Source organism: Sphingomonas sp. Leaf21 (assembly GCF_916858675.1).
In the GTDB taxonomy this organism is placed as follows: Bacteria; Pseudomonadota; Alphaproteobacteria; order Sphingomonadales; family Sphingomonadaceae; genus Sphingomonas.
This window is the reverse complement of record NZ_CAKASM010000020.1, coordinates 35,935-47,816: the sequence shown is the minus strand read 5'-3', so window position 1 is coordinate 47,816 and position 11,882 is coordinate 35,935. Positions and strand designations below refer to the sequence as shown.

Genomic DNA, 11,882 nt, shown 5'->3' with positions numbered 1-11,882 from the left:
GGGGGCGGTGCGCGACGTCACGCCGCCGCCCCCGGAATGACAAATTCTTCATCATCGCGAACAACATTGACTGCCTAGGCAATGATTGCCAATGCAGCGAAATGACGCCAAGCCATCACGATCCCTACGATCCCGAACGCTCCGTCGGCTATCTCACGAAGCGGGTACACCAGTTGGCGCGCATCGCGCTGGAGCCCGTTTTCGCCGATGAGGAGGTCACGCATATCCAGTGGAGCGCGATGATGGCGCTTCATTATGAGGTCGGCAGCACCTGCGCCGAACTGGCGCGGCACCTGTGCCACGACACCGGGGCGACGACGCGCATTCTCGATACGCTGGAGGAGCGCGGGCTGGTCGAGCGGTCGCGCTCGACGACGGATCGCCGCGTGGTCCGTTTGTCGCTGACCGATCAGGGGAAGATCGTCACCGATCGTTGCAAGGACAAGGTGCTGGCGAGCTGGGACGAATGGCTCGCCGACTGGTCGGGCGAGGATGTCGCGCGCTTCGTCGGCTATCTGCTCCGACTGCGCAACAAGCTGGAGACGGTGGCGTGAAGCGTTTGGCGACATTGACCGGGCTGTTGCTCGCGGGCTGCTCGGTGCCGCAGGCGCATCCCGCCGTTACCCGGACCTCGCCCGAGCGCCTTGGCCTCGGCGGTGCGCAGGCGCCGCTCGTCTCGGCGGACTGGTGGCGGGGGCTCGGCGATCCGCAGCTCGACCGGATCGTCGGCGACGCGTTGGCAGGCAATCCTTCGCTCGACGTCGCGCTGGCGCGGCTTCGTCAGGCACAATCGGTCCTCGCCACGCGCCGGGCCGATAACGGCCCCGACCTCTCGCTCGACGCACAGGAACAATACAGCCGGATTTCCGGACGCTATACGATTCCGCCGCCCTATGCCGGGACCACCCAGTGGCTGGGCCAGGCGCAGGCCAATCTCAACTGGACGATCGACTTATTCGGGCGACAGGCTGCCGCGATCGACGCGGCGCGCGCCTCCGCCCGCGCGGCGGCGCTCGACGTGACGGCGGCGCGGCTCGCGCTCGCCGGATCGGTCGCGCAGACCTATGTCGAACTGGCGCGCGCCGAGCGTCAGGCGGCGATCGCGCGTCAGACGATCGACACCCGCACCCGCTCGCTGTCGCTGATCCAGTCGCGGATCCGCCACCAGCTCGCCAGCCAGATCGACGCGACCAGCGGACAGACATTGCTGTCGCAGGCACGGGTGGCGCTCGCCCGCGCGGAGGCGCAGGTCGCGCTGTCCCGCAACGCGCTGGCGGCGCTGGCCGGACGCGGGCTCGATTATCCCGCGACGATCACGCCGACCCGGATCGCCTTCGATGCGGCGCTGCCCATCCCCGCCACGGTGCCCGCCGACCTGTTGTCGCGACGGCCCGACATCGCCGCGTCGCTCGCCCGGATCGATGCCGCCGCCAAGGGGCAGGAGGTGGCGCGCAAGGCGTTCCTCCCCAATGTCAACCTGACGGCGCTCGCCGGTTTCCAGGCGGTCGGGCTGGGCAATCTGTTCACCGCCGATGCGGGCACCGCCGGGGCAGGCCCGGCCATCCACCTGCCGATCTTCGACAGCGGACGCCTTCGCGCCGGACTGGCGGGTGCGACCGCCGCGCTGGATCTGGCCACCGCCGATTACAATGACCGTATCGTCGGGGCGGTGCGCGAAGCCGCCGATGCGGTGACGCGAAGCCGGACGCTCGCCACCGAACGCGCGCGTCAGGCCGAGGTGGTACGCGGCCTGTCCGAGACGCGACGCCTCAACGCCATTCGCGTGTCGAGCGGCCTGCAATCGCAGCTCGGGCTGATCGACCCCGACATCCGCCAGCTTGAGGCCGATCAGGCCGACGCCAATCTTGCCGCCGACGCGGTCCAGGCGCGCATCGCCCTGGCCGTCGCACTGGGCGGTGGTTTCTCCTCTTCCTCGCAAGGTATCACGCAATGAGCGACACCGAAGCCGCCGCCCCCTCGCCGACCCCGGCAGCTCCGACGACCCAGGCTCCGCAGGGCGGCAAGCCCAAGGCGCGCAGGACCGGCCTGATCATCCTGGGGGTCATCGTAGTGGTCGCAGCGATCGTGTGGGCGGTGTTCCACTTCCTGCTCGCCAAGCCGGAGGAGGAGACCGACGACGCCTATGTCGCGGGCGACGTCGTCTCGATCACCGCGCGCGATCCGGGTACGGTGCTCGCCATCCATGCCGACAACACCCAGACGGTGAAGGCTGGTGCGCCGCTGCTCGACCTCGATCCCGCGACCGCCGATGTCGGCCTGGCCTCCGCCGCCGCCGAGCTGGCGCGTGCGGTGCGCTCGACCCGCGCCGACTTCACCAAGGTCAACCAGAGCGGTGCCGCGATCGTCCAGGCGCAGGCCGAACTGGCGCAAGCCCGTGCCGACTATGCACGTCGCCGTGGTGCCGCCGCCGAGGGCGCGGTGTCGGGCGAGGAACTGTCGCACGCCGCCGATGCGGTGAAGGTCGCGACCGCCAACCTGAACCTCGCCCGTGCCCAGGCCGCGCAGACCCAGACCGCCGTGCAGGGCACCAATGTCGGGACCAATCCTGCCGTCATGGCCGCCATCGCGGCCTATCGCCGGGCGGCGATCACGCGCAATCACATGCATGTGATCGCGCCGATCACCGGCGTCATTGCCCAGCGCACGGTGCAGGTGGGACAGCAGATCGCCGCCGGCACGCCACTGATGGCGGTCGTGCCGCTCGACCGTCTGTGGGTCGACGCCAATTTCCGCGAGACCCAGCTCAAGGATATCCGCATCGGACAGCCCGCGACGATCGTCGCCGACATGTATGGCGGCAAGATCGTCTATCACGGCAAGGTCATCGGTCTGGGCGCGGGAAGCGGCAACGCCTTCGCGCTGCTGCCGCCGCAGAACGCCAGCGGCAACTGGATCAAGATCGTCCAGCGTGTGCCGGTCCGCATCGGGCTGAACGCCAACGAGCTTCGCCAGAACCCCCTCCGCGTCGGCCTGTCGGCGACCGTGACCGTCGACACCGCCGACCAGGGCGGCCCGCGCATCGGCACCGCCGCGACCCAGGCCTATCGCACCCCGGCGACCGACGCCAACGACCCGGCGGTCGAAGCCCGGATCGCGCAGATCATCGCGGCCAACCGCTGATGGCGGGCACCCCGGCTCAGGCGGGCGGAGGCGATGGCCCCGCCCCGTTGAAAGGCCCGGCGCTGGCGCTGGTCGCCTTCGCGCTGGCGCTGGGCACCTTCATGCAGGTGCTCGACTCGACCATCGCCAACGTCTCGCTGCCCACCATCGCGGGCAATCTGGGCGTGAGTTCGGACAATTCGACCTGGGTGGTCACCGCCTTTGCCGTCGCCAATGGCGTGGCGGTGCCGCTGACCGGCTGGCTGATGGGCAAATTCGGGGTGGTGCGCACCTTCTGCGTGTCGGTGCTGCTGTTCACCATCGCCTCCTTCCTGTGCGGCATCGCGTGGAACCTGTCCTCGCTGATCGGCTTCCGCGTGTTGCAGGGCGCCGTCTCCGGCCCGATGATTCCGGGCAGTCAGGCGCTGCTCATCTCGATCTTCCCGCCGCAGAAGCGCTCGACCGCACTCGGCATCTGGTCGATGACCACGCTGGTCGCGCCGATCATGGGCCCGATCCTGGGCGGCTACATCTCCGACAATTATCACTGGAGCTGGATCTTCCTGATCAACGTGCCGGTCGGCCTGTTCTGTGCGGGCGTGTGCTGGCGCGGGCTGTCGAGCCGGGAGACGCCGACCCGCAACCTGCCGATCGACAAGGTGGGCCTGATCATGCTGGTCGTCTGGGTCGGCGCGCTTCAGATGATGCTCGACCTGGGCAAGAATGACGACTGGTTCCATTCGACCCGGATCGTCGTCATGACCGTCGTCGCGATCGTCGGCTTCGTCGCCTGGCTGATCTGGGAGTTGACCGACGCCAATCCGGCGGTCGACCTGTCGCTGTTCAAGGGGCGCAATTTCAGCATCGGGACGCTCGCCTTCTGCCTCGGCTACGCGGTGTTCTTCGCCAACACGCTGCTTCTGCCGCTCTGGTTGCAGACGCAGCTTGGCTATACCGCGACATGGGCGGGGCTGGTCGCGGCGCCGAGCGGTGCGGTCGCGGTGGTGCTCACGCCAGTCGTCGCCCGCCTGTCGGGCAAGGTCGATGCGCGCCTGATGGCGACGATCGCGTTCGCGGCGTTCGGCGTGTCCTACTGGATGCGCTCGGGCCTCAACACCCAGGCGAGCTTCGGCGACTTCGTCCTGCCGCTGATGGTGCAAGGGATCGCGATGAGCACCTTCTTCCTCGCGATGCTGACCATCGCGCTGGACGGCGTGCCGCAGGCGCGGATTCCGTCGGCCACCGGCATCTCCAACTTCGCGCGTATTACGGCGGGCAGCTTCGCCGCATCGCTGACCACGACGATGTGGGACCGGCGCGAGGCGATGCACCAGGCCCATCTGTCCGACGCGATCGGCCAGGGCTCGGCATGGCAGATGGCGAGGAACGGGCTGAGCCATCTGGGCATGACGGATGTCCAGGCCGCCGCCGCCGTCACCCGGCAGATGGTCGGCCAGGCCTATCTGCTGGCATCGACCGACATCTTCTACGTCTCGGCGTGGCTGTGCATCGTCCTCGCGGCGCTGACCTGGTTCACCCGGCGGCCCAAGCCGCATGACGGCCCGATCGCGGCGGATTGATCCTCCCCGGTACGGGGAGGGGGACCGCCGCGAAGCGGTGGTGGAGGGGGCTCGCCTCATAGGTCGTCCAGTGCGGAAGCCCCCCTCCACCATCTTCGGATGGTCCCCCTACCTTGCAGGGGAGGAATGATTTGCCTCTCTCGCCCGCATCGCTACGCTCCCGGAAAAAGGGAGACGGATGATGCTGAAAACGCTGGTGATGATGGCGATGGTCGCGGTGATGCAGGCGCCGTCTGACCCGCATCTGCCCGCCAAGGTGGTCGATACCGTCGCCCCCACCCTCCCCGCCAATATCCATCGCGGCGTACTGATCGTCTCCAAGACCAATGGCTGGCGGCATTTCGAGCATATCCCGCACAGCAACGCCGTCCTTGCCGACATCGCCAGGCGCCTCGGCCATCCCAGCTTCACCACGGAGAATGCCGCGGTCTTCAACGACGCCCAGCTCGCGCATTTTTCGGTCGTGGTCCTGAACAGTGCCAGCGGCGACTTCATGACGCCCGACCAACAGGCCGCGCTCGCCCGGTTCGTGGCGCGGGGCGGTGGCATCGTCGCGCTGCACGCGGCGGGCGACAACAGCCACAAGGCGCCCTGGTATGTCGACACGATCATCGGCGCGACCTTCACCGGCCACCCCAATGGCGAGGATCACATCCAGCCCGCCCGCGTCGATATCGTCCAGCCACGCCACCCGGTCATGGCGGGCGTGAAGAGCCCGTGGACCGCACGCGACGAATGGTACAGTTTCGACCGCGATCCGGCCAGGCAGGGGATGACGGTGCTCGCCCAGGTGGACGAGAGCAGCTACCGGCCCGGCGAAACGCTGCGCATGGGCAGCAGCCATCCGATCATGTGGGTCAATCCGCGCACCAAGGGGCACGTCTTCTATTCGGCGATGGGCCATGAGCCGGGGCTGTATGACGATCCCGAATATCGCCGCATCCTGACCAACGCGATCCGCTGGGCGGCGAAGTGATCAGCACTCGACGACGTTGACCGCGAGCCCGCCCAGGCTCGTCTCCTTATATTGCGACTTCATGTCCTCGCCGGTCTGGCGCATCGTCTCGATCACCTGATCCAGGCTGACGATGTGCCGCCCGTCGCCGTGCAGCGCAAGATAGGCCGCGTTGATCGCCTTTATCGCGCCCATCGTGTTGCGTTCGATACAGGGAATCTGAACGAGCCCACCGATCGGATCGCAGGTCAGCCCCAGATTATGCTCCATGCCGATCTCGGCGGCATTCTCGACCTGCGCCGGTGAGCCGCCCAATGCCGCCGCCAGCCCCGCCGCCGCCATCGAACAGGCGACGCCCACCTCGCCCTGACACCCCATCTCCGCCGCCGAGATCGACGCACGCTTCTTGTAGAGCATCCCGACCGCCGCCGCCGTCAGCAAGAGGGTGCGGACGCCGTCGCGCGTCGCGCCGTGAACGAACGCCTCGTAATAGCGCATCACCGCCGGGATCACCCCCGCCGCCCCGTTGGTCGGCGCGGTGACGACGCGGCCCCCTGCCGCATTCTCCTCATTGACGGCGAGCGCCCATAGGCTGACCCACTCGAATACCAGGCTCGGGTCGGTGCGTGGGCCCCGGTCGAGCAACTTCTGCTTGATCGCCTGCGCGCGTCGCTGAACCTTCAGGCCGCCGGGGAGGATGCCAGAGGCCGCGCAACCGCGCTCGATCGCGCCGCACATCGCATCGCGCACCCGATCGAGGAACGCGTCGGTCTCGCCGTCCTCGCGCCACGCCGCCTCATTGGCCCGGACGATCTGCGCGATCGACAGCCCGGTTTCGGCGGTCCGCTCGAGCAGTTCGGCGCCCGATGCGAAGGGATGGGCGAGCCGCCGGTTGGTCCGCATCGGCTCGGCCCCCTCCATCCGGATCGCGCCGCCGCCGATCGAATAGAAGCGCCGGATCACGCTGCTGCCATCGGGCAGGAAAGCCGTGAACACCATGCCGTTGGGATGCGCGGGCAGGAATCCGGGGCGGAAGAGCAGATCCTCCGTATAGTCGAAGCGGAGGCGATGGCGCCCGTCGAGCAGGATTTCCCCCGAACCCGCGATGTCGGCGAGCAGCCCCTCTATCGCGTCGGGATCGACGGTCTCGGGTGTCTGACCCGCCAGTCCCAGCAGGACCGCGCGGTCGCTATGGTGCCCCCGCCCGGTCAGCGACAGCGAGCCGAACATCTCCGCCTGGACCCTTTCGGGTATGAGGCCGGTATCGAGCATCTCGACCGCGAATGCCTTGGCCGCGCGCATCGGGCCGACCGTGTGCGAACTCGACGGGCCGATGCCGATCGTGAACAATTCGGTGACGCTGACGGCGGCGATGCTGTCGTCGTCGCGCGGCAAGGCGGTCACGGGCATGGCGGGGAGGGTCAAGATCGTTCCAATTGTTACGGCTTTCCCCGATGCCTAGCCGAACTCCCGACGACTGGCCAGCCAGCCCTTGGCGCTCTCCCAGCTTCGCGACGACAGGCTTTCGAGAAGCTCGGCCGACAGCGCCTTGCGGAACTGGCAGCGGGCGGAGAAGTCCGACGCCCAGACGACGCGCGCCAGCACCCCCTCGGTATCGGGCAGATGCAGGCAGATGAGCGATCCGCAAACGAGCGGGATATAGGTCTGGAGGCGGGCCCCCTCCCTCGAGATTTCGACGACGCGGCATAGCGCGCGGGCCAAACCGTCACGGGCGCCGTCGCCGCCCGACGCGTCCGCCGCCGCCGCCTGGCGTTGGCGACCGCTGGTGGCGACGGTCTCGAATTCGGCGGCAAACATAAGGGAAGGTTATAATTTCTCGGTTAATGAGACGTATAGGGGTCGCTATCCCGATTACAGATAAAGTCCAAGAAAAAAGCCCGGCGCTTCGTCACGAAGCACCGGGCCATTTCGACGTCCGCTCGGGTGAGCGAGACGATTACTTGCGGAGCGTGAGACCGCCGCCGAAACGCTTGTTGAAGCGCGCGACCTGACCGCCCGTGTCGAGCATCGTGCCGCGACCGCCGGTCCAGGCCGGATGCGCCAGCGGGTCGATGTCGAGCTGCATCGTGTCGCCTTCCTTGCCCCAGGTGGAGCGGGTTTCGAACACGGTGCCGTCGGTCATCTGCACCTTGATCATGTGATAGTCGGGATGCGTGTCGGTCTTCATGATAATGCTCCGGAAATGGCTGGTTCCGACCAGCCTTAAAGCGCCAAGGCGCGGCCCATAGCGGACCACGCCAGGTTAGTCAAAAGCCGTGACGGTCGCTTGCGCCCGAGATTACGCCACTGCGGGCGGATCGGCGATCATCGCGGTAAAATTGGCCTCTGCCACGACGACACCGTCGATCTTGGCGACACCGGCGAATTTGCAGACGCGGGTGCGCTTCGACACGAAGTCGACCTCCAGATGGAGGAGGACGCCGGGCTCCACGGGCTTGCGGAACTTCACGCCGTCGATCGACATGAAATAGACCAGCTTGCCCGAGTTGGCGAGGCCCAGGCTTTCGACGCCCAGGACACCGGCGGCCTGTGCCAGCGCCTCGACGATCAGCACGCCCGGCATGATCGGACGGCCGGGATAATGGCCCTGGAAAAAGCCCTCGTTGATCGTCACCGCCTTCACCGCGCGGATCGACGTGTCGAGGATCAGCTCCTCGACACGATCGACCAGCAGCATCGGATAGCGGTGCGGGATAGCCGCCATGACCCGCGTGACGTCCAGCGGGCCCATGATGGTCTTCTCCGTCTCGCTCACGACGAGATTACCGGCCGCTGTTCTGGCGACGCGCGGGCGCCGGGGCGGTGGCGGCCGGAGCGGCGGCGGGGGCCGCACCCTGCTGCTGACCCTGCTGGCCAGGCTGCCAGCCGGCGGGCGGGGTGATGCTGACGGTCGGGACCAGCTTGTCGAGCTCGGCGGTCACCGCCGAGGTGATGTCGGCGGTCGGCTGCATGAACAGCACCGCCTGCGGGCTGACCAGCAGGCTGACATTCTTGGCGCGGACGGCGTTCTGCACCGCTTCGCCCAGGCGCGCCTGGATCTGCTCGACCGCATAGGTCTGCGCGCGGACGGCGGGCTGGGTCAGGCGGGCCAGTTCCTGCTCGGCGGCCTGCTGACGGGTCTGGATCGCCTGCGCCTGGGTGCGCAGCGACGCCTCATTGGCGTTGGGGGCCGCACGCGCGGTCTGGAACGCGTCGACCAGCGGCTGGAGCTCGCGGCCCAGCGCGGTCCGGCGGGTCTCGGCCTGGTCGAGCTGCGCCTTGTAGGTCGTCTCGATCTGCTGACGGGCGGCCGTCCAGGCACGCGAACCGGCGATCGCGCCCTGCGGATCGGCGACGGCGACGCCGTTCACCTGCGCCTGCGCGGTGGTGGCGACGGTCGCCGCAGGGGCGACCAGGGCCGCTGCAAGGAAAAGCTTCGAAATCGTCTTCATCAGAACTGCGTCCCTATGTTGAAAGTAATGAGCTTGGGGTCATCCCCGGGCTGCGTGATCAATGCCTTGGCCAGATCGATGCGCAGCGGTCCGAACGGTGAATTCCAGTTCACACCGATACCGACCGACACGCGCGGCTTCCACGTGCCGCCGTAGAATTCCTCGACGGCATAGCTGGTGTTCTGCAGCGCGATATTGGTCGTGGTGCCCGTGCAGGCCCCGCCCGCCGTCGACGAATAGCCGGTGGCGCAGGTGGTCTGCAGGTTGGCAATGGTCGCGTCGGCGGTGCTGGGCACCTGATAGATCTGACGTCCCTGCCCGTCGACCAGCGGCGCCGGGGCCAGGGTCGGCGAACCGTCCTTGTTGAACAGCAACTTGCCGCTGGCGTCGCGCGCCTGCGGGAAGTTCAGCGACGGCAGTGGCCGGGTCACGCCCCACAGGCTGCCCGCCTGGACATAGATGCTCGGGCGAAGGCCCATTTCGCGCGCACCCGAACCCAGCGGAAGCTCGAGTTCGGCGCGGGCGAGGTAGTAGGCGCGGCCGCCCAGCGAGTCGTCGACGATCTGGTCGCGATCGGTCTGCTTCGACTGGCTGCCATCCGCGCCGATGACATAGGGTACGCGCAGGACGCGCGGACCGACGCCGCGAATGTCGAAGCCGCGGAACTGCGGCTCGCCCAGATAGAAGCGGTCGACGATCCGGACCGGATCGATGCCTGCGCCACGACTGCCCTCGAGCGAGTGGATGTAACCGCCCTCGCCCAGCAGCGAGAAGACGAAGCCCTTGCCCAGGCCCATGAACTTCGCGCCTTCCGCACGGGTGCGGATATATTTCACGTCGCCGCCAAGGCCCGCGAAATCCTGGCTGAACGAGAAGCGATGACCGGCGGTCGGACGCAGGCGGCTGTTCAGGCTGTCATAGATCAGCGAATAGCCGACCGACGAGGTCCAGCGATTACCGATCGAGTCGCAGAGATAGCGGCCAGCGGTCTGGTAGTTACAGGTGCCGTCGGCGTTGAAGAAGGACGAGGCCAGGCCGACCTCGTCATAGGTTAGGCCGTAGCGACCCGACAGCGACCAATATTCGGTCAGCGGCACACCCGCACGAACCTGGAAGCCGGTCGACACCTGGCTGTAGGTCGTCTGGCGCGTGGTGCCCAGATAGTTGAACGAGTTATAGTCGCGGCGGAACACGTCGACGCCCAGCGCGATATTCTTGTCGAAGACATAGGGCTCGGTGAAGCCCAGTTCGATCGACTTGGAATAGGCCGAATAGTTCACGCCCGCGCGCAGTTCCTGGCCCTTGCCGCGGAAGTTCCGCTGGGTGATGTTCGCCTGGATGATGAAACGCTCGAGCGACGAGTAACCGGCGGAAAGCTGGAGCGAACCGGTCGACTGTTCCTCGACATTGGTTTCCAGAACGATGCGGTCGGGCGTCGAACCGGGGTTCTGCTTGATCTCCAGCTTTTCCTGGAAATAGCCGAGCGAGTTGATGCGGTCCTGGCTGCGGCGGACCTGGAAGCTGTTGAAGGCGTCGCCCTCGGCCACGCGGATCTCGCGGCGGACGACCTTGTCCTGCGTCTGCGTGTTGCCGTTGATGTCGATCCGCTCGACATAGGTGCGCTTGGCTTCCGCGATGTTGAACGTGATCGACATCGTCAGCGCTTCCTTGTCGCGCTGGAAGTCGGGGTTCACGTCGGTGAAGGCATAGCCGAACAGGCCCGCCGTCTGGCTGAGGCTGTCGATCGAGTCCTCGATCAGCTTGGCGTTGTACCAGTCGCCCTTCTTCATCGGCAGCGACTGGGCCAGCTTTTCGTTGTCGAAGTCGCGGATCTGGCTGTCGACCTTCACGTCACCGAATTTGTAGCGGGGACCTTCCTCCACCACATAGGTGATGATGAAGTCCTTCTTGTCCGGCGTCAGTTCGGCGACGGCGCTGGTCACGCGGAAATCGGCATAGCCGTTGCTGAGATAGAAGGCGCGCAGCTTCTGCTGGTCGGCGGCCAGGCGATCCTGGTCGTAGCTGGTTGCCGAGGACAGGAAGCGGAACCAGCGCGACTGCTTGGTGTACATCGCACCGCGCAGTTCGTCGTCGGAGAATTTCTCGTTACCGATGATGTTGATCTGGCGGACCTTGGACTTCGGGCCCTCGCTGATCTCGAACACCACGTCGACGCGGTTCTGGTCGAGATTGACCATCTTGGGCTCGACCACCGCGCCGAACCGGCCCTGGCGGCGATAGAGCTCGACGATGCGCGCCACGTCCTGCCGCACGGCGGTGCGGGTGAAGATCTGCCGCGGCGCGAGCTTGATCTCCTTCTTGATCTTGTCTTCCTTCAGGCGCTTGTTGCCCTCCAGAATGACCCGGTTGATGATCGGGTTCTCGCGCACGCGCAGCACGATGTCACCGGACTCGACGCCCGAGATCGAGAAGTCGGCGAACAGGTCCGACGCCTGGAGATCCTTCAGCGCCTGGTCGAGCGTCTCCGGCGTGTAGGGGATGCCGACGCGCAGCTTCGTATAGGAGAGCACCGTCTCGGGCTCGATGCGCTGCGCACCCTCGACCCGGAGCGTCTTGATCGTCCGCACCGGAGCGGGCGCGACCGCCGCCGTCGGCGTGGCGGCGGCACCGCCGGGCGCGGGGGTAGCGGTCTGCGCCCAGACGGGGACGCCTGACAGCATCGTGCCCGCCAGCAATATGGCGCCCGCGCGCACAGTCTTCATACCCGTCATTGCTGTCACCAAACCCACCCCAGAAAAGTCGAACCGACCCCTG

General features: G+C 67.0%; 11 protein-coding genes. 5 read left to right on the top strand and 6 right to left on the bottom strand.

All coding sequences use genetic code 11. The annotated features are described in order from the left end of the window. Positions 1-101 precede the first annotated feature (101 nt). From LRP66_RS13865 to LRP66_RS13845, 5 genes are all read left to right on the top strand, one after another. The gene (locus LRP66_RS13865; RefSeq protein ID WP_230483187.1) at positions 102-554 is read left to right on the top strand and encodes a MarR family winged helix-turn-helix transcriptional regulator; all 453 of its coding nucleotides are present in this window, start codon (positions 102-104) and stop codon (positions 552-554) included. Next, positions 551-1,954, top strand: a complete 1,404-nt coding sequence (locus LRP66_RS13860) for an efflux transporter outer membrane subunit (protein ID WP_230483186.1) — start codon at positions 551-553, stop codon at positions 1,952-1,954. Before LRP66_RS13865 ends, LRP66_RS13860 begins: the two co-directional genes overlap by 4 nt. Next, positions 1,951-3,141, top strand: a complete 1,191-nt coding sequence (locus LRP66_RS13855; protein ID WP_230483185.1) for an efflux RND transporter periplasmic adaptor subunit — start codon at positions 1,951-1,953, stop codon at positions 3,139-3,141. Before LRP66_RS13860 ends, LRP66_RS13855 begins: the two co-directional genes overlap by 4 nt. After that, positions 3,141-4,700, top strand: a complete 1,560-nt coding sequence (locus LRP66_RS13850; RefSeq protein ID WP_230483184.1) for a DHA2 family efflux MFS transporter permease subunit — start codon at positions 3,141-3,143, stop codon at positions 4,698-4,700. Before LRP66_RS13855 ends, LRP66_RS13850 begins: the two co-directional genes overlap by 1 nt. A gap of 181 nt (positions 4,701-4,881) precedes the next feature. After that, on the top strand, positions 4,882-5,676 hold the full coding sequence (locus tag LRP66_RS13845) for a ThuA domain-containing protein (protein WP_230483183.1): 795 nt from the start codon (positions 4,882-4,884) through the stop codon (positions 5,674-5,676). On the opposite strand, the gene LRP66_RS13840 is transcribed toward LRP66_RS13845, so the two are convergent. The 6 genes from LRP66_RS13840 to bamA form a co-directional block, all read right to left on the bottom strand. Beyond that, positions 5,677-7,065 carry an L-serine ammonia-lyase gene (locus LRP66_RS13840; protein ID WP_230483205.1) on the bottom strand — a complete coding sequence of 463 codons (1,389 nt, stop codon included), beginning with the start codon at positions 7,063-7,065 and terminating at the stop codon, positions 5,677-5,679. 48 nt (positions 7,066-7,113) lie between these two features. Next, positions 7,114-7,473: a PilZ domain-containing protein gene (locus tag LRP66_RS13835; RefSeq protein WP_230483182.1), complete on the bottom strand. Its 360-nt coding sequence runs from the start codon at positions 7,471-7,473 to the stop codon at positions 7,114-7,116. A 139-nt stretch (positions 7,474-7,612) separates the two neighbouring features. Then, positions 7,613-7,843 (bottom strand): 50S ribosomal protein L31, encoded by a 231-nt coding sequence (rpmE, locus tag LRP66_RS13830; protein ID WP_042487709.1) that lies wholly within the window; start codon positions 7,841-7,843, stop codon positions 7,613-7,615. 111 nt (positions 7,844-7,954) lie between these two features. Then, entirely contained in the window at positions 7,955-8,407 is a 453-nt protein-coding gene (gene fabZ / locus LRP66_RS13825) for a 3-hydroxyacyl-ACP dehydratase FabZ (protein WP_230483204.1), read from the bottom strand. A gap of 31 nt (positions 8,408-8,438) precedes the next feature. Then, complete coding sequence (locus LRP66_RS13820; RefSeq protein WP_230483181.1) at positions 8,439-9,107, bottom strand: OmpH family outer membrane protein; 669 nt, start codon at positions 9,105-9,107, stop codon at positions 8,439-8,441. Then, positions 9,107-11,839 carry an outer membrane protein assembly factor BamA gene (gene bamA / locus LRP66_RS13815; RefSeq protein WP_443026697.1) on the bottom strand — a complete coding sequence of 911 codons (2,733 nt, stop codon included), beginning with the start codon at positions 11,837-11,839 and terminating at the stop codon, positions 9,107-9,109. Before bamA ends, LRP66_RS13820 begins: the two co-directional genes overlap by 1 nt. Positions 11,840-11,882: the final 43 nt, after the last annotated feature.